This window comes from Mesopusillimonas faecipullorum, from assembly GCF_020539505.1.
GTDB lineage: Bacteria > Pseudomonadota > Gammaproteobacteria > Burkholderiales > Burkholderiaceae_B > Mesopusillimonas > Mesopusillimonas faecipullorum.
Genome location: NZ_JACDXW010000001.1, coordinates 240,229 through 258,998, shown reverse-complemented (window position 1 = coordinate 258,998; position 18,770 = coordinate 240,229). Strand labels below are relative to the sequence as shown.

Sequence of the window (18,770 nt, the reverse complement as noted above, 5' to 3'; positions counted from 1 at the left end):
ATGAAAAGAATTATTACAAGGCGACATATTATTAGCTCACGGGCTCATCGGCAATCCAATCGCATTGCCGCCCTTTCAAACTGTCATTTCTGGACGCCTAGACACTAGGTATACTTACGTCCATCCGCGAATCCACCTTCGGCCGCGACCAGATCCTAGAGGCTATATGAACGATCGCCGTCTGCATTTCCGCACTTTTATGGTGTTGCTGATCATCGTCACTTTGGCCTTCATCTGGCTACTGTTGCCTTACTATGGTGCCATCTTCTGGGGCGCCATTTTGGCCATCAGCTTCATGCCTTTGCACCGCAAGCTGCAGAGCCGCTTTCCTCGCTCGCCCAATCTAACGGCCTTGGGTACGGTGCTCATCTGCCTGCTCATCGTCATTTTGCCGCTCATTCTGTTGGCTAGTTCGCTATTGAAAGAGGGCATAGAGCTCTACAACCGCATGGAAGGCGGGCAACTGAACCTGGGTTCGTATTTCGACCAGGTCGTCAACGCTTTGCCTCCAGGCCTGCACAGCCTGCTTGACCGCTTCGGGCTGACTGACATCTTCAGTATTCAAGAAAAGCTCTCCAGCAGCATGCTTCAGGCTAGCCGGTTTCTGGCCTCACATGCCGTCAACATCGGGCAAAACACCTTTGGCTTTGTCGTCAGCCTAGGCATCATGCTGTATTTGCTGTTCTTCCTCTTTCGCGACGGCGCGCAATTGATGCGCAAAATCATTTCAGTCGTCCCACTCAGCAATCCGCACAAACAGTTGCTTATCCGCAAATTTGTGGCGGTCGTTCGTGCCACCCTGAAAGGCAATATTGTGGTGGCGGCCACCCAAGGGGCATTGGGTGGCTTGATATTTTGGGTGCTGGGCATTCAAAGCGCGTTACTCTGGGGCGTGGTCATGGCTTTTCTATCATTGCTGCCCGCAGTCGGTGCGGCCTTGATCTGGCTGCCTGTGGCAATCTATTACCTCGTCACGGGCGACATCCTGCACGGCATCATCCTAGCCGCTTACGGCGTGCTGGTCATAGGCTTGGTCGACAACGTGTTGCGCCCTGTGCTGGTAGGCAAAGACACCAAAATGCCCGATTACGTTATTCTGATTTCCACCCTTGGGGGCTTAACCACCTTCGGTTTGAACGGCTTCGTTATCGGCCCGCTTATTGCCGCCTTGTTCATGGCTGTGTGGGCGCTGCTGCCTTCCGCCTCCCAAGAGAGCTAGCCACACACAAGCCAGAAAATATATGTATAATAGCTGGCTTGGTGCATCGCTTGCCGATGTAGCTCAGTCGGTAGAGCAGCTCATTCGTAATGAGAAGGTCGAGGGTTCAATTCCTTTCATCGGCACCAGTCGCTACAACGCGGTATGATGGCAGCACCAAGTAGTATCAGGCAGTGAAAAGCAGTTGCAGTAAAAACAGTGGTGACCGTAGCTCAGTTGGTAGAGTCCCGGATTGTGATTCCGGTTGTCGTGGGTTCGAGCCCCATCGGTCACCCCAGAATTCTTTGGAAAATCATCACCTTACAAACAAGATGATTTTTCATACTCCGAAATAGAGAACAAAAAACAATTAGAGAAGTTTGCCCGCCTCTGTGCGGGCTTTTTTGCGTCTGGGGGTTATCCTACCGGAGGGTGGAGCGCTTACCCGTGAGGGGGGATAGCATTTAAGCTGTTGCTGTGATAGATGCGCTGCTATCATGTCTGCGTAGGGGGCTGTCATCCGGCTACGCTCCTGCAACCGGAGAAGCGCCGATGCAAGCACCGTTCGCCCCCATCCCTCACCGTGCTGCGCCCTGCAGTCGGAGGCAGTTTCTAGGTTACGGCACCGCCGGTATGCTGGCAGTGGTTCTGCCTGGGTGTCACTCAGACTCAGATGACAACCCACCCAGCCCGTCCAACGTCGACTACTCGCAGACCATAGAATGGGGGCGCAAAGAAATCGAGCGCGCCCTGGCCGGCGACCGGCAGAATGTGGCCGCTGTCTCGATTGCCCTGCTCAAGAACGATACGGTGGTCTGGCAGCAGGCCTTTGGGCGCGCCTCGGTACAGGACAACATCGCCGCCACCACCCAAACACGTTTCAATATCGGCTCGGTCAGCAAGGTACTGGCGGCGTTGGCCGCCATGATCCTGCGGGACCGTGGCTTGCTAGACCTGGATGTGCCGGCCGCGCGCTATCTGCCCGGCTTTAGCATGCTGTCGCCCGAATACGCACAAATCACGACCCGGCATCTGCTGTCGCATTCCTCGGGCCTGCCTGGCACCAGCATGCGTAATGCTTTCACCTTCGAGCCCTTGCCGGGCTACGCGGTCAACGCCGAAGCGGCATTAGCCGATCAGCACCTGAAGCATCTGCCCGGGATGCTGGCTGTTTATTGCAACGATGGCTTCACCATGATTGAGCGGCTGGTGGCAGCCCTGGCCAAGCAGGACTACGCTTCCTTCATCCAGGACAACGTGCTGGATCCGCTGGGCATGAGCGACTCAGGCTTTTTAACCGAGTGGCCGGAGGGTGGCTTGTTTGCGCTGCCTTATTCCAAGGGCAAGCAATACGCTCAGGAATTCGTCAGCCCCTTGGCCACCGGGGGATTGACGACCACGCCAGGCGACATGATGAAGCTGGCGCAGTTGTTTCTGGAGCAGGGCACCTACCAATCGCGGCGCATCGTGTCGGCTGACGGCGTTGCGCAGATGGGTACCGATCAGACTACGGGTTTGATTATCAATCCTTCGCCGCAATGGGTGTGGGGGCTGGGTTGGGACAGCGTGCGGCATCCTGGCTTGGCAGCAGCCGGGGTTCAGGCCTGGCAGAAAAACGGCGGTACGGCGTTTTTTTCCAGCGACTTCTATGTGCTGCCGGATCAGCAGTTGGCCCTGATGGTGACGGGCGGGACGGGCGATGCGCAACTGCCTGACACCTATCGCGCCGGTGCGCTGGCCGAAGGTGTGTTGCTGCGTGCTCTGGTCGAAGAGGGTTCGATATCTGGCTTGCCGCCGCTGGTTGCGTATACAGCGCCGCCTAGAGCCACCGCCCCCGACCTGGCAGACGCCGTGGGTGTTTATGCCAACTATAACCAGCCCATACGCGTCACTGCCAACCCAGACGGCAGCTTTTCACTTTCAGCTTGGAACGGCAACGCTTGGCAAGCGATGAATGGCGATGCCAGCTACAGCTACCGCAGCGATGACTGGTGGTGGAGCAACGATGCCCCCATCAGCTACCGTTTCGAGGTCGTGTCTGGCACCGATGCCAATGGGCAAGCCTACCAGTACCGTTACTTGATGCTGCGTGGCCCCCTGTTTGGCGCAGGCTATAACGAGTCCACCTTGCCCATGGGGCAGCAACTGCTACCGCAGGCCCCACTGAACGCGGTTTGGCAGACGCGGATGGGCAAAACCTGGACTGTCATCAACGAATCCCCGAAGACGGTGCCATCCACCTTGAGCCTGGACCACACACTCTACGCCACGCTAAGCGGCTTGCCTGAACTGCCAGGCTATATTCTGGTGCGTAACAGCAGCTATGACGACGGCTCGCCTGAATATCAGTTGCTGGCCCCAATCGCAGACGACCGTGCCGGGATGACCGTCAAAATTCCCGCCAACGCCGGGCGCGACCTATATGAATTGCACTTCACCATGGCGGGTGACAAAGAAATACTGACGATAGGTAGTTGGGTCTACGAGCCGGCTATCGTTTGAGTAGGAGTGGGAGCCTGCTGCCCGCTGGCGGCTTTTTTCTTTTTGTCTTGGTCGTAATGCCATTTGATGGCAAAGAACATGCCCACGCCGAACACGACAATCTTGAACGTGATGAAAACTATTGGGAACCAATCCATGATTTTTTCAGTATAAACAGGCTATTACTTGACGCTATCCATCGTGAAGGGCGCTGGCGCAAAGTGCCGTTTATACGGCTTCACGATTTGTTCAAACCACCGCCGAATCTACTCAAGATCATAGCATTTCCCTCTCTCGACATAGCGTGATGAGGCTGGACCTTAGCGTCACCTCAGCCCAACAACCCGTTTCAAAGCTGGCATAAGGTCACAAGATCACACAAGGGGAAACTTGCTAAAGGGGCCTGGGGTTTGTCACTATGGACATTACATTAACGCTGAACAAGGAGTGTCCATGATTCGATCAACCAAAGCCTTTATCACCTCAGCTGCACTGGTGGCTGGACTGGCCTCGGTACCTGCCCTGGCGCAGACGGATGGGCAAGCCGCACCCCCTGTGTCCGCGCAGCCCTCCGCACCCGCGATTCAGCCTTCAGATGCACAGTTGCAAAAATTCGTGCAGGCTTCCGAAAAAGTGTCGGGCGTGGCAGACGAGTACCGCCCCAAGGTCAACGCTTCACCCGACGAAGCTTCTAGGCAGAAAGTGATTCAAGAGGCCGATGAAAAAATGGCGCGCTTGGTTACTGAAGACGGCCTGACGGTTGACGAATTTGTTGCCATCAACGATGCCATCCAGCAAGATCCCCAACTGCGTGATCGTGTCATCAAGATAGCAAACAGCGGCACAAAATAAGCTGTTGCCACCCTAATAAAAAATAGGGGAATCGGGTTCCCGGAGGGGTGCGGTCACGACGTGCTTCGCCTGTCCGGCGACTCCAGCAGTGCCTGTCGCGCAATGCGACTGAGTAGGCGCACTGCGCTTCTAGTAGCATAGGGGTTTGCCCCCTCTTATTGCGGAGTCTCTATGTCTACTCAACGTGCTGCCACCTTGATACTGCTGATGGGTGTGGTTGCTCCTGCTTGGGCGGCTGAGCCTGCTTGCGAGCGTAAGGCGCTAGCCATTCAAAAACAGATAGAAATAGCGGAAGCCGCGGGCAATCGCTCGCGTCTGAGCGGCTTACAGAAGGCATTGTCATCAGTGAAAGCGCATTGCACCGATGCGGGCTTGATTGCTGACAAGCAAAAGGATATCGCCGAGCAACAAGAAGAAATCGATGAGCTTCGGGCGGAGATCCAGGAGAAAACGTCGGAAGGGCGTGACGATAAAGTAACAAAACTTGAACGGAAATTGGCGCGCGAGCAAGCCGAGCTTCAGATTTTGGAGCAAGAGCTGGCTGAACTGCGTCAGCCCTGAGTTTGGGCATACTTTATAAGTTGAAAGCTTGGGCAGGCCCATCTCTGCAAGTCATTAAGATTTGAGCGATAGAATGCAGGATGCGTTCGATCATTAGTGGTCGACGTGGCCGGCAGTCGATATGTGTTGCCGGTGTCTAACGGACATTCAGGAGGAAAGCGGCATGCAATATCGTGTTCTTGGTGAGTCAGGTCTCAAAATAAGTCTGATCGGGCTGGGCACCATGACTTGGGGCGAGCAGAACACAGAGGCGGATGCGCACGCTCAACTGAATTTGGCGCTGGATCACGGCGTGAATTTTGTGGATGCGGCTGAGATGTATCCGGTGCCGCCCAAGCCCGAAACACAGGGGCGTACTGAAACTTATATTGGCACGTGGCTGGCTGGCACGGGGCGGCGCCAAGACATAGTCTTGGCTACCAAGGCGGCGGGTCGGGCACATGATGCGGGGCGACCCAACCACATACGCGGCGGGCGCACCACCTTTGCACGTGAACATTTATTCGAAGCACTGGACGAAAGCCTCAAACGCTTACAGACAGACTACGTCGATCTCTATCAGTTGCATTGGCCCGATCGCTTGACAGCCACCTTCGGCAAACTGGCCTACCCCTGGACAGAACCGCAAGCGTACTCCGAGCCTATTCTCGATACCTTGCAGGCGCTGGCCGAGTTGGTGAAGGCTGGCAAGGTGCGCCACATTGGTCTTTCGAACGAGACGCCTTGGGGGCTGGCGCAGTTTCTAAAGCACGCTGAAATAGCCGGCCTGCCCAAAGTGGTTTCGGTACAGAACCCCTATAACCTGCTCAACCGTCTATACGAAAGCGGCTTGTCCGAATTTGCTCGTCACGAGAATGTCGGCTTACTGGCTTATTCCCCGTTGGCCATGGGTATGCTGACCGGTAAGTATCATGACGGCGCGCGCCCTGAAGGGGCACGACTGACGCTGTTTAACCGTTTTACGCGTTATAGCAATGCGGAAGCGGTCGCCGCCGCACATGCCTATGTAGAACTTGCACGCAAGCATGGTTTGTCTCCTGCGCAAATGGCTTTGTCCTGGGTCAACCAGCAGCCGTTCGTGGTCAGCAATATTGTGGGTGCCACCACCTTGGCGCAGCTTAAAGAAAACATAGGCAGCGTCGATGTCAGCTTGGCGCCCGAGGTGTTGGAAGGTATTCAGCGCATCCATATCACCCAGCCGAATCCTGCGCCTTAAGCGCTTGCTGCTGCACGGTCCATGTTTAATTTACGGAACACATTGTGAGTTCGATTGCTGCTGTCCTGATTGTGAAAAACGAGGCTGAAAATCTTGATGCCTGCCTGGCCTCGTTGGCCTGGGCCGATGAAATCGTGGTGTTGGATTCGGGTAGTACGGATGCAACTGAGTCTGTCGCACGCACCCGCGGTGCCCGATTTTTTCGCAATGACGATTGGCAGGGTTTTGGCCGGCAGCGTCAACGTGCAGAAGCGCTGGTTGAAAGTGAATGGATATTCATGGTGGATGCTGATGAGCGAGTCACCGACACCTTGCGCGACAGTATTCGCCAGTGTGTCGATCAAGGGCCTGCCATAGGCAGCATGGCTCGCTTAAGCTGGTGCTTTGGTAGTTTCATTCGTCACGGTGGTTGGTACCCCGACCGGGTGCTGCGCCTATACCCCAAGGGTTTGGCTGGCTATGACGATGCCCGCGTGCACGAAAAGCTTCGCAACGACCATGGTCTTGCCGTGCGGAAGTTGCAAGGCGATCTGCTGCACTACACCTATCGCGACCTTAGGCACTATCTAGAGAAATCCGCTCATTACGCCCAGGCTTGGGCGCAAGCGCGGCAAGAGCAAGGACGAAGCGGCAGCCTGACGGCGGGTGTGCTGCATGCTGTGGGATGTTTCTTGCGTATGTACATACTCAAGTTGGGCGTGCTGGACGGTCGCCAAGGCTTGCTGTTGGCCTTGTTGTCTTCCCACTCCACCTTTGCCAAGTATGCCGACTTGTGGGTTCGTACGCGAACCTCGTCGCGCTAAGCGTAGGGTCGACATGCCCTTGAAAAATCAGCTCGCTAAGCCGCGCATCCTGGTGGTGCGTAACGACAAGATTGGCGACTTCATGCTGGCGTGGCCGGCTTTGGCCTTGCTGCGTCGTTCCATGCCGGATGCGCACATCAGCGTGTTGGTGCCGGCGTACACGCGTGACCTTGCGCGTTGTTGCCCCTGGATAGACGAGGTCTTGCTGGATCCGGCTGATCTGCGTTGCATGAATCGTGAAAATTTCGATCTGCTGTTGACGCTGTTTTCCACGCCGCGTATTGCCTGGAACGCCTGGAAGGGGCGCATACCCTTACGTGTGGCGCCTGCCACCAAATGGGCCCAAGTGTTTTACAACCATCGTGTGCGGCAGCGTCGTTCGCAGTCGCGCAAACCCGAGTACGAATACAACCTTGAGCTTGCCGCCTATGCCATCAAGCTCTTGGGGGGTACTGTCGCAAGCAACCCCGCAGCTTACTGGCCTTTAGCACCAGACACCCGGTTGGAGCAACGTCGTCAACTGGCACAGCGCTTAGACCTACCCTTGGATAGGCCTTGGGTGTTTGTGCATGCGGGTTCGGGCGGTTCGGCCGTCAACCTTAGCGTGGGGCAATATGCCTCGCTGATCAAACGCCTGCAACAGATTTGGCCAGGCCAGAACTCACCCGCGTGGATATTGACCGCCGGCCCTGGCGAGCAGCCCATGATGCAGGCGTTGCTGGAACAAGTGTGCGACGCCGAGACGCTGGTAAGGCCCTATCTCTCTACCGAGGGTTTGGCCACGTTTGCGCAGTCACTTTGCTGCGCCGATGTGTTCGTGGCGGGTTCCACCGGCCCCTTGCATGTGGCTGGCGCACTCAATGTGCCTACCGTGGGGTTTTTCCCAGCTAAACGTTCGGCGACCGCGTTGCGCTGGAGGCCTTGCAATGGCCCCGGACGCACATTGGCCATTTCAGCGTCTCAGGAAGCGGCGGAGCAAGAGAACCCCATGGCGGCTATAGACATGGAAGCCGCAGCACAGGAAATCCGCAATTGGCAGCTGGGCTTGGCAAGCCTATCGTAGGTGCTAGGGTCCAGCTTAGTCCGTGCGCTCTTGCAAGAGGGCCTTATACAAAGCCAGGTAGTCTGCGGCGATATTGGGCCAGGCATGGCGGTGCGCGACGCCTAGCGCGTGATGGCGTAGATGCTGTCTTAGCTTAGGGCTTGTGGCAATTTCCTGGGTCAGGCGCGCCAAGCCGTCGGCATCTTCAGGATGATCCAGCAGCAGAGCATCTTGTCCCGGCTTTAGATACTGGGCAAAGCCGCAGTAGGGGGCGGGGCTAAGGACGACAGGCAAGCCATATGCCATGGCTTCTAAGGGGGCCATGCCAAAGCTGTCGTTCAGCGTGGGGTGTATGTATTGGTCAGCGGCTGTGTAGTAAGGGGCTACATCAGAAGTCTCACGCACCAAGCGGACTCTATCGGCTAAGGTTTGGTATTGCGCCGTGTTGTGCAACTTGGTTTCGCCGGCCTCGTCCGTGCCAACCACCAGCAACTTGAAATGTTGGGGCAGCTTGGCCAAGGCCCGCAGCGCAGTGGGCAGGCCTTTGCGCCAAGGGTCGCGTGCGACCAGCAACAGGATTTGATCTTCAGCTTGATACCCCAGGCTTTGGCGTGTGGCGTCTCGTTGTGGGGGCGTGCTGCTCTGAGGGAGATCGACCCCAGGTGGGATGACCGGATAATCTTGTGCGGTGCCGTAGGCTTGCTGCAATTGATCGTGTGTTAACGGCGAGACTGCGACGACCCGGTGGGCGCGCCGTGCGGCGACGCGGCGCGCCTCAAGCCAAAGATAGGTCTGTACGCGCAGGCTGAAGCGAGACAAGACGCGCTTTACCCAAGGAAGAGGCCGTACGCGCCAGTTATAGCGTACGGGTGTGACGTGTATGACTTCCACATCACCACATTGCCCGTTGACGTGCGAATGCACGATGTCAAAACGTTTTTGGGTTTGCTTGCGTGCGCGGTGGGCAAACAAAGCCACTCTTAGCCAACTGGGATACCGGGAACTGACGTTTACGCGCTCCCAGGGAAGGTTGGCCAGCGGCTCATCATACTGTCGCGCGATGACCGTTACATCGTGTTCTTTGGCCAGTTCACGCATCAAGGCTACGCCGTAGGCTTCGGCCCCGCCAAAACGCCGCCCGAAACGGTCTACGACGTAGGCGATCTTCAGGCGAGTGGTGGGGCTAGTCATTGCTGGAGCGTCGCCGGTCTTCCAGCCGGGTCAGGCACTTTTGCAGAAACCTCAGCAAATGCGTAGAGCGCGCCACGGTGACGCGTGGCAGCTCGAACAAGTCGTCATCCGGCCGCACCAAACCCCGTGCCGTGGTGGTGGCATTAAGATAGCCGGCCTCACGCGCCAGCTGGCGGATGGCGGGTGATTCGTCGCCATAGGGGTAACAGAAAGCCGTGACGGGGCGGTCTATCAAGGCTTCGAGTTCGCCGCGCGATTGGCGAATCTGCAGGATGGCGATTTCGGTGGAGAGGGCCGGCAAATGCGGGTGGTCCAGGGTGTGGGAGCCGACTTCCATGCCCGCATCGTGCCAGCGTCTGACTGTTTCTTGATTCATCAGCGGCGCAGCGGGGATGCCTAGGTCGTGGTCCCACACATTGCTGCCGCCTAATTGGCGCACGACAAAGTAATTGGTGGCGGTAAAACCGCAGTGCTGCAACACCGGCAGAGCGTTATCAAACACATTCTGATAGCCGTCGTCGAATGTAATACCCACCACTTTGCCCTGGCGTTCGCCTTTCAGATAGGGCATAAGGTCGCGCATGGACAGGCCGCGGTAGCCTAGCAGGCGCAGCCAATGCATTTGCCGCTTGAAAGAGTCTGGATGGACGGTCAGCCCCCGGAACGGCGTACCTTTGGCTGCCGGCTGCCCAACCTGGTGGTACATGAGGATAGGAATCATGGGGTGGAATGTGTCTTGATGAGCGCTGCGCCTATATACGCAGCCAGCCTGTCGATTATAGGCAATTGCCCGCGCGACTTAGAGAAGGCTGCCTCGCCTTAAACGTACAAGAGGGACAAATCCGTATCCGGTTCTGCGAGTTGTGCACGCACGGAAGCGCTACTATGCAAGGAAGCGTTCGATAAGGATATTCCCATGTCTGCATCCCCGCACATTCAAGCCTTCTTTGATGATGCCACCAACACGGTCAGCTATCTGGTGACCGACCCTGCCACACGGCGGGCAGCAGTTATCGACCCCGTGCTCGACTACGATCATCGTAGCGGCAAGCTTGCCCATAAGTCGGCGCACAAGCTACTAGAGGCCCTTAAGCAACAGGGGCTGAAGCTAGAGTGGATAATGGAAACCCATGCGCATGCAGACCATCTCAGTGCCGCGCCCTACCTGAAAACGCACACCGGTGCCCAGGTGGTAATAGGTGAGCACATCAGTAAAGTACAACGCCTTTTTAGCCCTATTTTCAACCTGAGTGGCGTATCAGGTGAAGGAAGCGAATTCGACAAGCTCGTCTGTGACGGCGAAACTTTCAAGCTGGGTGAACTGACAATAGAGGTGATGCATACGCCGGGCCATACCCCAGCCTGCGTCTCTTATCGCATCGGTGATGCAGTATTTGTAGGCGACACCTTGTTCATGCCGGATTACGGTACCGCTCGCGCCGACTTCCCTGGTGGCAGCGCACGCACGCTGTATCGTTCCATCCAGAAGCTGTTGGCCCTCCCGCCCGATACGCACTTGTATATGTGCCACGATTACAAAGCGCCTGGGCGAGACAGCTATGCTTGGGAGACTACGGTGTTGCAGCAACGCACCTACAACGTGCATGTTCGTGAAGGGATAAGCGAAGATGCGTTCGTTGCCATGCGCGAGGCAAGAGACGCCACTTTGGCGGCACCCATGCTGCTGCTGCCGGCTATACAGGTCAATATTTGTGCGGGGCATTTGCCCGAGGCAGAGTCCAACGGCACACGCTACCTGAAGATACCTTTGCGACAGCCTTCTGCATAGTTGAATGCTCTTGCATTGCAGCATGCGGCGCGGGGCAAACAATTTGTAAGAATGAGATAATAAAGTAATCAAATCTGCAAGTTGGTGTGCATGAAACAGTTCTTTTGGCGCATAGTCCTTGGGCTGGCCCTTGCATTGGCGGCCTGTGCACTGTACTGGGGGCAATTACTCAGCTCTCAGCGTAGCCAATTGCAGTACGCCGAAGAACAAATCAGCTACCGAGCTACCCGTTTGGCCGAAACTCTGGCCCTGCAGGTCGACACCTTGTTGTCCGGTCTCGAGTACTTGGCCAATAGCCTGGCGGTGGCTTATGTCACAGAGGGGGGGCTTTATTTTCCCATCATGCTGCAAACCGCCATGCGCACTTTTCCTGAAGAAAGTCTTGTACAGGTGTCCGTGGTGGATGCCAGCGGCGATTTGGTTTACAGCAGCTTGCGGGGAATAGACAGCGTGCCTAACGGTGGGGAAAAACTGGGCACTATCGCAGATCGCGAGCACTTTACCGTTCACCTTAACAACCCTTCCGAGCGCGTCTATGTCAGCCGGCCCGTATTCGGTCGGCTCTCTCAACGGTGGACAATACAGATCTCCCACGCTATCCGGCGCGATGGGCAATTTCTAGGCGTTGTCGTGCTGTCGGTGGCGCCCAGTTATATCTCTGGTTACTTTCGCGAGGTTTTTACCAGCCCGGGCGACACCGCAGCACTGCTATACCAAGACGGTACTTACATGGCGCGTTCCAGTCGCGAGGCCTTCGTGATGGATATGAAAGTGCCCGAAGACAATCCAATCTTGCAACAACCAAACGCCGTTTCCGGCGAATTTCGCATGACACCGGCTTTTGATCCGGTAGATCGTCTGTATGCCTGGCATCGTGTGGCGGATTATCCCTTGGTAGTCGGCATTGGCTTGGATCGAGACGCCGGCTTGTCCACCCTCAAGCATCTACAGCGAACCTCGCTTATGCACAGCTTGCTCGGTTCTTTGGTGTTTCTTGTTTTTGCTGGTTGGGTAGCGTGGCTGATAGCCAGGTTGAAATACGATCATCTGCGATTAGAGGCCAGCGAGCGACAGCTTAAAGAGGACGCCAAGCTACGCGAGGCGCTCTTTGACAATAGTGCGGCGGACATTCTGCTGATTCATCCGGGTACGCGAAAAATTCTGTCCTCCAACCGCCGAGCCAATCAGACATTTTCGCGGGATGGGCAGCCTTTGGTGGATCAGTCCGAAGCCAGTCTGCATACCGCCGAAGAACACGCCAGGCGTTTTCAGTCCATTTATGCCGAGTTGAAGCTGCGGGGCGCCGTGCAGGTCGAAGCGCCATTGCGCAATGCAGAGGGGCAAGAACGCTGGTTTTCCATTAACGGCACTTTGCTTGACAGAGACAACCCAGACGGTGATGTGATCTGGACCATGCTCGACATCACTCAGCGAAGGCAGATGGAGCAAAGCCTGGCCGATGCCTGGGTGCGCCTGACGCAAGTGATAGAGCACTTTCCAGGGGGGGTATTGGTCGAGGACGAAGCGGGCAAGGTCCTGGTGATCAACCAGATGTTCTGCGATCTGTTCAGCTTGGGTAAAGAGGCCGCAACGGTCATGGGACAGCACACGGTTTTGCTCGCCGATAGCTTGGGGCCTGAAGATGCAGCACTGCTTCGTTCCATTTTGCCCATCGGGATCGACGAAACAGAGCCCGAACATTTCACCACCGAGCTGCTTTATCGTGATCGCGTTTTGCACATCAACGTCATCCGGGTAAGGCGCAAAGAAATCAATCGTGGTCGGCTTTGGATGGTGGAAGACGTCACGGCACGTGTGAAGCACGAATCCGATCTGAATCGCATGGCCACTACCGACGCCCTAACCGGCTTGCCCAATCGTGCTGCCTTCTTGAGTCGTCTCGAGCTTGAGCTCAGAGCCGCCCCCTTGGGTGAGCGTCGAGGGGTGTTGATGATGGCGGATCTGGATCGGTTCAAGCTGGTGAACGACACCTATGGTCATGCGGCGGGCGATGATGTCTTGTGCTTTTTGTCGGATGTTTTTCAGAGGGCATTGCGCAAGACCGACATGGCTGGGCGCCTGGGCGGTGAGGAGTTCTCTATCTTGATGCCGGACGCTGATGAGAAAGCGGCTTGGCAGGTGGCAGAGCGCATTCGGACCATGCTGGAAAATAGCGAGATTCCTACTTCCGCCGGTATTGTGCGTATTACCGTCAGCATAGGCATGGCAGATTTGAACGCTGGTGACGCGGCTGCTATTTTGGCAGCGGCCGATGCTGCCTTGTACAAAGCTAAACGCAGTGGTCGCAATCGTGTCGAGGCGGCGTGGGAAAATTCCCTGATCAGCTGAGTGGTCCGGCTATTGGCATGGCAGGGTAGACTGCCCCATTATTACAACTGCCTGCTTAAGTCCGTCATGTCCAAATCTGCTTCAGTAAATCCCCTGCGAACCCTCGCTGTACTGTATTGCCTTTCATGGACGCTTGCCCCTGTGGCCTGGGGGCAATCCGTGGGTGGGTTTCAAGACGCCGAATTAGACTTGAAAGCCCGCAACGTTTACTGGCGGCAGGATTACCGAGATGGTGCGCCCTCTAGTCGAGAGTGGGGCCAGGGCTTGATGATGGAGTTTCGCTCGGGCGACACCCCAGGTGTCATTGGCCTAGGCATAGAAGCCAGCGCTTATGCGTCGGCAAAGCTTGACCAACGCAATTGGGCAGCCGCGCGAGCCGGTGTATTAACGCGCAATGATGACCACTTGCGTAATGCCTCGGCATGGGCGGGTGGAGCCTTAAGGCTACGAGCCTTTGACACCGAGTTGCGTTACGGTAGCAACCTGCGGCCTTACAACCCTGTCTTTGCGCCGGCTGACACGCGCTTATTGCCCAGTACTGCCACCGGCTGGTGGTTAAGCAGTCGGGCAGTATCCGACACCTTTTTGGAAGCGGGATATTTCACTGGCGGCAAAGACTACAGCAGCAACCGTAGCCGGCGAGAGTTCTATGCTTCGTATGCGGGTGTCAGTACTGATCGCGTCAGCTACATAGGGGGCAGCCATACCCTGAGTGATAACTCAGGCTTCATGCTGTATGCCTCGGAGTTTCGAAATATCTGGCGACAGTACTTTATGAATGTCAGTCATGCGTGGACGCTGGATGAGCGTCGTCTTAGCATGGATTTCAACCTGTACCATTCGCAAGGTCAGGGGCGTAAATTAGCAGGCGACATTGACGTGAGCGCGTGGTCCTTCGCCTTGGGGCATACCAGGGGGGCTCATACTGTACGGCTCAGCTATCAGCGCATAGAGGGGGATCAGCCCTTTGATTATCTGGGCATGGCGCCGGGCAGCTATCACGACTCCATTTATCTGGCTAACTCATCGCAGATGTCGGATTTCAATGGCCCTCATGAGAAATCGTGGGGCATTTTTTACGATCTGGATATGTCGCACTATGACATGCCCGGGTTAAGCTTGCATGCCCGGCATATCAGGGGCTACGGGGCGGATGGCAGCGCCATGAACCCCCACAGCCCGTATGCTTACTATGGCAGCAACGAGAAACATTGGACCGCCGAAGTAGATGTGCGCTACGAGATACAAAACGGTGCTGCCAGGGGTTTGTCAGCCCGTTTGCGTGTCGGCGTGCATCGTATGTTGCAAGGCAGCTCTAATGTGTCGTCGCGGCAAATCAGGTTGTACCTAGAATACCCGTATTCCATATTCTAGTTTGCCTGATGTGCCGCAGTAACAGGTTTTATCTTGCTGCAGGGCCAATAAACGACTTCGTGCTGTATAGGGAATGATCCAGGCGCAGAATGGCCGGATATCCGGTGCTGTCACGGGCAAGAGTGTCGATATACGTTAGCAAAACATCAGCGTCTTGAACCCCTACGTCGTAGCGGCGTTCATCGGGGATCTGTGCCAATGTCTCATAACCGTCGCCGCCTGTGGCGTTGAAGCCCAGTACGAACAGACGGTAGTGGCTTGACTCATCCAGCGGTAGCCAGCTCCCTGAAACATTGTCGAATTTTTCGAAGTTGCTAGCGCGTGAACCCCTGGGTTTGTTAGCGTCTACATCCCAACGCAAGCCCCCGGCGTAAGGGTAAGGACCAGTGCTGCCATTCGGGCCGAAGGTGGCCTCCAAACCGTCTTCGATCATGGCTTTGGCTTCAGCGCCGGTAATGCTGAGTTTCCAAAGCTTCATGTCGAAAGGCAGCACCTCAATCACGTTGGCTGCAGTCACTTGAGCTTGCAGAGGCAGGCGAACGCCGCCTCCGCTTTGTAGTGAGAAGTCGGCACCGCCATACTGCAGGTTGGCGACATCGAGGTAGGCCTGAGCGACAAGTTGCTGGATATCACCGCCGCGCGTGTCCACGCTGCCTTCCGCATTGCAGGAAGCGCTAGAGCGGGTGTAGTCTACCGAGCCGGGGCCGCCGGGGACACGCCGTGAGCAAAGTTCGATAGGCGCATTGGCAACCACCGTTTCTTTGTAGATTTCCACGCTTTCTTGGTAGGGTTTCAAAATCGCACTGGCGGTGAGATCGGGGGCCGTGACGCGTAAAAAGCCGCTGGCTGCGATGTCCGCCAGAATGGCGCTACGATCGCCCGCGCTGACGGCTTCGCCTTGAATCTGGAAGTTGTCGCCGATAAGGACATGAGGTGTGCCGTTGCAGGCGGTTACGCGGCCGTCGCTATCAAAACTGACTTTAAGCTCGCCCACGACTTGAGCGTATTCCCAGGCTTGCGCCAAACACACATTGTCGCCATCGCGGTTTTTCAGTGCGGCGCCGTAGGTACCGCCCGTAGAGCCTACGCCATAGAGGGTAAGCGCTTCCGGGCCCAACAAAGTATGAGAGTCAGCACCGATGACTACGTCGACGCCAGATAGCACGGCCAATACCTGTTTGTCGTACTCATAGCCAATGTGGCTAAGCACCACGATTTTATTGACGTCTTGCTCTTGCAGCGTGTCGATGGCGCGCTGTGCGGCGACGATTTCGTCTTCAAAGGTGGTGTCGGCGTCTGGACTGGATGAGGACTTGGTTTTATCGGCAATGGTCAAGCCGACAATACCGATTTTTTGACCAGCACGCTCTACGATGGTGTAGGGGCTTACGAGGCCTGGAGAGTGACTATCGTGCAGGGCAGACTCAGCGCCGAACTGTACGTTGGCGCTTAGGGCCGGGGTTTGGCAGTCGCCTGAATTGAGCAGCTCTAGCCACTGCTTAAGTACCGTGTCACCTTTGTCGAATTCGTGATTTCCCAAGGTAAACGCATCGAAGCAAACTGCGTTCATCATTGCCGCGTCGGCTTCCCCTATTTCTCCAGCACGGCTGAAGTACAAGGTGCCAGTGAGGGCGTCGCCGGCATGCAGTTTGAGTACATGGTCTGACTCAGCTTCTAGCTCTGAGAAAGCCGAGACGATGCGTGTAAAACCGCCTGCATCCACGGTGACCGCTGTACGATCACCTGAATCATTCAGCAGTTGCAATGTCTTGTTCTTGCTGTCCAGGTTTGAGTGGTGATCGTTGATGTGCAGGATGGTCAGCTCTAGCGATTGAGCAGGCAGGGGGTGAGGGGCTTCTCGGCTGTCGTTGTTGTCTCCGCCACAGGCTACGAGCATACTGGCGGTCAGTAACGAAAGTGTCCAGTTGCGCACGCCGCCTAGCGTTGGCAGGCGGTACGTCCATCGATTGATATCCCTGCCTTGCTTCATGATCGTTCCGTCGTTGGGGGCGAAGTTGAGCATATCATGGAGTTCTTTTATGACCTCCTTATTTATAGGGGGACAGGGCGTAGCGGGCAAGTTGTGCTCTGTCTCTTGCCCGCGGCCTCTATAGCAATCACGCTAGCTCAGCCGCATCCACCATGACGACCTCGGCATCTTCGATGGCTGTGACGCGGATCTCTGTTTCGCCATGTATGGCGGCACCATCGCCAGCGCCAATAAGCACTTCATTGATCTTGACGCTGCCTTTAGCCGGCACCAGGTAACCGTATCGCTCTGCTTCAGCGAAGCGATAGACTGCGGTTTCCCCCGCTTTGATCGTCGCGCCCAATACTCGGGCACTTGCGCGAATGCGCAGAGCCTCTTCGTCACCGGGCAGACCACTGGCCAGTGCAACAAATCGGCCGCTGCGGTCGTCCTTTGGGAAGGGGCGTGTACCCCAGCTGGGCTGGCCTCCACGCGCATCGGGCAGAATCCAGATCTGGAAGATGCGTGTGGCGACGTCTTCTTGGTTGTACTCGGCATGGCGGATGCCGGTACCCGCGCTCATCACCTGCACGTCGCCTGCCACTGTACGGCCCTGATTGCCCAGGCTGTCTTCATGGCTGATGGCGCCCTCTCGGACATAGGTAATGATTTCCATATCGGCATGCGGATGGGGCGGAAAGCCCGAAGCCGCTGCGATGGTGTCATCATTCCAGACTCGCAAGGCGCCCCAGTGCACACGCGCCGGGTCGTGGTAATGAGCGAATGAGAAATGGTGTTTGGTGTCCAGCCAACCGTGATGGTCGCCGCCCAATTTTTCGTATGGTCGTCGTTCTATCATGATGTCCTCGTTATTTGCTGTAGTGCTTAACAGATAGTGTAAAGATACGGCTGCAAGACATAAATGGGGCTAAAGGAGTTTCACTGTTCTACTTTTGATGCGTGTTGTCCCATTCGCTGGCGTTTAGCTCATTTGTCTGGCACCGCTACCTTCCTCTAAGATGCTGCCTGCGAGTTTCCCGTGGAGAAACCGCCTTTCCGGACTCGCTAGCTCAGGGCGTCAGTACCAACGACGTGCTCAATGAGCTTTTGCAAGCTGCCTTAGAGGCGTAATACAAGGCGTTGGTTAAGGTGGTGATGAGTGATTTGCCTATTGTGATGTTGCCGGGCCTGCTGTGCGATGCAAATTTGTTTGCGCCGCAGGCCAAGCTGCTGTCCGAGCGCCGCCAGGTCATGGTGGCGGATTTGTCGAAAGACAGTAGCTTGCCCGCAATGGCACGTCGATTGTTGAAGCAAGCGCCGGCCCAGTTCAACTTGCTGGGGCTGTCTATGGGCGGCTACTTGGCCTTCGAGATCATGCGCCAGGCCCCTCATAGAGTGGCAGGCTTGGCGCTACTGGGTACGTCGGCCCGGCCCGACACCCCAGAGTCGCAGCGTATCCGACGCCAGATGATAGCTTGGGCGCGCAAGGGCAAACTGGCTTTGCTGCAACAAGAGGGCTATGCACGCAGTGTGCATGCCTCGCGCGCGCAGGACACCGCCTTACGCAAGGTACTGATGGACATGGCTTTGGACTTGGGGCCTGAATGCTTCGAGCGCCAACAACGTGCCATCATGGCGCGCCCGGACTCCCGGCCATTGCTACCCGCGATTTCTTGCCCCGTGCTGGTAATGGTCGGAGACGGCGACCAGATCACGCCAACGGAATATGCGCGGGAAATCGCGCAGGCCATTCCACATGCCACTTTGCATGTGTTGCCGCAGTGTGGGCATATCAGTACGCTAGAACGCCCTGACGAGGTCAATGCCGTGCTGACGACGTGGTTGTCAGGCAGTGGTCAGCGGCTTTAGACGTAAAATGTTGCTTTAAGGGCGCTAGGCTGGTGGTCCCAGAGATCTCCAGCGCTGGCTAGCGGCCTCATCAGTT

Annotated in this window: 16 protein-coding genes and 2 tRNA genes; 13 read left to right on the top strand and 5 right to left on the bottom strand. The window is 56.4% G+C overall.

All coding sequences use genetic code 11. From position 1 onward, the window contains the following. The first annotated feature begins 166 nt into the window (after positions 1-166). The 4 genes from H0484_RS01195 to H0484_RS01180 all read left to right on the top strand — a co-directional run bounded on the left by H0484_RS01195 (position 167) and on the right by H0484_RS01180 (position 3,700). Positions 167-1,219, top strand: a complete 1,053-nt coding sequence (locus tag H0484_RS01195) for an AI-2E family transporter (protein WP_226952612.1) — start codon at positions 167-169, stop codon at positions 1,217-1,219. A 52-nt stretch (positions 1,220-1,271) separates the two neighbouring features. Next, positions 1,272-1,347: transfer RNA gene (locus H0484_RS01190), tRNA-Thr, on the top strand. 73 nt (positions 1,348-1,420) lie between these two features. Beyond that, positions 1,421-1,496: transfer RNA gene (locus H0484_RS01185), tRNA-His, on the top strand. A 254-nt stretch (positions 1,497-1,750) separates the two neighbouring features. Further along, the gene (locus tag H0484_RS01180; RefSeq protein WP_226952611.1) at positions 1,751-3,700 is read left to right on the top strand and encodes a serine hydrolase domain-containing protein; all 1,950 of its coding nucleotides are present in this window, start codon (positions 1,751-1,753) and stop codon (positions 3,698-3,700) included. On the opposite strand, the gene H0484_RS01175 is transcribed toward H0484_RS01180, so the two are convergent. Next, the gene (locus H0484_RS01175; protein ID WP_226952610.1) at positions 3,679-3,837 is read right to left on the bottom strand and encodes a hypothetical protein; all 159 of its coding nucleotides are present in this window, start codon (positions 3,835-3,837) and stop codon (positions 3,679-3,681) included. The two genes, H0484_RS01180 and H0484_RS01175, sit on opposite strands and share 22 nt — an antisense overlap. A 295-nt stretch (positions 3,838-4,132) precedes the next feature. On the opposite strand from H0484_RS01175, the gene H0484_RS01170 reads away from it, so the two are divergent. From H0484_RS01170 to H0484_RS01150, 5 genes are all read left to right on the top strand, one after another. Beyond that, on the top strand, positions 4,133-4,531 hold the full coding sequence (locus H0484_RS01170) for a DUF4168 domain-containing protein (RefSeq protein ID WP_226952609.1): 399 nt from the start codon (positions 4,133-4,135) through the stop codon (positions 4,529-4,531). A gap of 171 nt (positions 4,532-4,702) precedes the next feature. Beyond that, positions 4,703-5,092 carry a DUF1090 domain-containing protein gene (locus H0484_RS01165; protein WP_226952608.1) on the top strand — a complete coding sequence of 130 codons (390 nt, stop codon included), beginning with the start codon at positions 4,703-4,705 and terminating at the stop codon, positions 5,090-5,092. 163 nt (positions 5,093-5,255) lie between these two features. Then, a complete protein-coding gene (locus H0484_RS01160) occupies positions 5,256-6,308 on the top strand; it encodes an NADP(H)-dependent aldo-keto reductase (RefSeq protein ID WP_226952607.1) in 1,053 nt (350 codons plus the stop codon). 44 nt (positions 6,309-6,352) lie between these two features. Beyond that, on the top strand, positions 6,353-7,111 hold the full coding sequence (locus H0484_RS01155; protein ID WP_226952606.1) for a glycosyltransferase family 2 protein: 759 nt from the start codon (positions 6,353-6,355) through the stop codon (positions 7,109-7,111). A gap of 13 nt (positions 7,112-7,124) precedes the next feature. Continuing rightward, on the top strand, positions 7,125-8,174 hold the full coding sequence (locus H0484_RS01150) for a glycosyltransferase family 9 protein (RefSeq protein WP_226952605.1): 1,050 nt from the start codon (positions 7,125-7,127) through the stop codon (positions 8,172-8,174). A 15-nt stretch (positions 8,175-8,189) separates the two neighbouring features. Here the strand turns inward: H0484_RS01150 and H0484_RS01145 are convergent, their stop codons facing one another. Both H0484_RS01145 and H0484_RS01140 read right to left on the bottom strand, forming a co-directional pair. Next, positions 8,190-9,344 carry a glycosyltransferase family 4 protein gene (locus H0484_RS01145; protein ID WP_226952604.1) on the bottom strand — a complete coding sequence of 385 codons (1,155 nt, stop codon included), beginning with the start codon at positions 9,342-9,344 and terminating at the stop codon, positions 8,190-8,192. Next, positions 9,337-10,050, bottom strand: a complete 714-nt coding sequence (locus H0484_RS01140) for a polysaccharide deacetylase family protein (RefSeq protein WP_226953005.1) — start codon at positions 10,048-10,050, stop codon at positions 9,337-9,339. The genes H0484_RS01145 and H0484_RS01140 overlap by 8 nt, the downstream gene beginning before the upstream one ends. Positions 10,051-10,260: 210 nt before the next feature. Between H0484_RS01140 and H0484_RS01135 the strand changes: the two genes are divergently transcribed. From H0484_RS01135 to H0484_RS01125, 3 genes are all read left to right on the top strand, one after another. Further along, positions 10,261-11,133, top strand: coding sequence for an MBL fold metallo-hydrolase (locus tag H0484_RS01135; RefSeq protein ID WP_226952603.1), 873 nt, complete (start codon positions 10,261-10,263; stop codon positions 11,131-11,133). Positions 11,134-11,223: 90 nt separating this feature from the next. After that, positions 11,224-13,482, top strand: a complete 2,259-nt coding sequence (locus tag H0484_RS01130) for a diguanylate cyclase (RefSeq protein WP_226952602.1) — start codon at positions 11,224-11,226, stop codon at positions 13,480-13,482. Between the two features lie 66 nt (positions 13,483-13,548). Beyond that, the gene (locus H0484_RS01125) at positions 13,549-14,856 is read left to right on the top strand and encodes an OprD family outer membrane porin (RefSeq protein ID WP_226952601.1); all 1,308 of its coding nucleotides are present in this window, start codon (positions 13,549-13,551) and stop codon (positions 14,854-14,856) included. Between the two features lie 28 nt (positions 14,857-14,884). On the opposite strand, the gene H0484_RS01120 is transcribed toward H0484_RS01125, so the two are convergent. Next, positions 14,885-16,846 (bottom strand): bifunctional metallophosphatase/5'-nucleotidase, encoded by a 1,962-nt coding sequence (locus H0484_RS01120; RefSeq protein WP_390624802.1) that lies wholly within the window; start codon positions 16,844-16,846, stop codon positions 14,885-14,887. Between the two features lie 127 nt (positions 16,847-16,973). Further along, entirely contained in the window at positions 16,974-17,684 is a 711-nt protein-coding gene (locus tag H0484_RS01115) for a pirin family protein (protein ID WP_226952600.1), read from the bottom strand. A 296-nt stretch (positions 17,685-17,980) separates the two neighbouring features. On the opposite strand from H0484_RS01115, the gene H0484_RS01110 reads away from it, so the two are divergent. Then, the gene (locus H0484_RS01110) at positions 17,981-18,694 is read left to right on the top strand and encodes an alpha/beta fold hydrolase (RefSeq protein WP_226952599.1); all 714 of its coding nucleotides are present in this window, start codon (positions 17,981-17,983) and stop codon (positions 18,692-18,694) included. The last annotated feature ends 76 nt before the right edge of the window (positions 18,695-18,770 follow it).

Excerpts from the sequence above, each read along its gene's own strand:
- H0484_RS01195 (WP_226952612.1), top strand. The coding sequence starts at position 167 with ATGAACGATCGCCGTCTGCATTTCCGCACTTTTATGGTGTTGCTGATC.
- H0484_RS01180 (WP_226952611.1), top strand. The coding sequence starts at position 1,751 with ATGCAAGCACCGTTCGCCCCCATCCCTCACCGTGCTGCGCCCTGCAGT.
- H0484_RS01175 (WP_226952610.1), bottom strand. The coding sequence starts at position 3,837 with ATGGATTGGTTCCCAATAGTTTTCATCACGTTCAAGATTGTCGTGTTC.
- H0484_RS01170 (WP_226952609.1), top strand. The coding sequence starts at position 4,133 with ATGATTCGATCAACCAAAGCCTTTATCACCTCAGCTGCACTGGTGGCT.
- H0484_RS01165 (WP_226952608.1), top strand. The coding sequence starts at position 4,703 with ATGTCTACTCAACGTGCTGCCACCTTGATACTGCTGATGGGTGTGGTT.
- H0484_RS01160 (WP_226952607.1), top strand. The coding sequence starts at position 5,256 with ATGCAATATCGTGTTCTTGGTGAGTCAGGTCTCAAAATAAGTCTGATC.
- H0484_RS01150 (WP_226952605.1), top strand. The coding sequence starts at position 7,125 with ATGCCCTTGAAAAATCAGCTCGCTAAGCCGCGCATCCTGGTGGTGCGT.
- H0484_RS01145 (WP_226952604.1), bottom strand. The coding sequence starts at position 9,344 with ATGACTAGCCCCACCACTCGCCTGAAGATCGCCTACGTCGTAGACCGT.
- H0484_RS01140 (WP_226953005.1), bottom strand. The coding sequence starts at position 10,050 with ATGTACCACCAGGTTGGGCAGCCGGCAGCCAAAGGTACGCCGTTCCGG.
- H0484_RS01135 (WP_226952603.1), top strand. The coding sequence starts at position 10,261 with ATGTCTGCATCCCCGCACATTCAAGCCTTCTTTGATGATGCCACCAAC.
- H0484_RS01130 (WP_226952602.1), top strand. The coding sequence starts at position 11,224 with ATGAAACAGTTCTTTTGGCGCATAGTCCTTGGGCTGGCCCTTGCATTG.
- H0484_RS01125 (WP_226952601.1), top strand. The coding sequence starts at position 13,549 with ATGTCCAAATCTGCTTCAGTAAATCCCCTGCGAACCCTCGCTGTACTG.
- H0484_RS01120 (WP_390624802.1), bottom strand. The coding sequence starts at position 16,846 with ATGAAGCAAGGCAGGGATATCAATCGATGGACGTACCGCCTGCCAACG.
- H0484_RS01115 (WP_226952600.1), bottom strand. The coding sequence starts at position 17,684 with ATGATAGAACGACGACCATACGAAAAATTGGGCGGCGACCATCACGGT.
- H0484_RS01110 (WP_226952599.1), top strand. The coding sequence starts at position 17,981 with ATGAGTGATTTGCCTATTGTGATGTTGCCGGGCCTGCTGTGCGATGCA.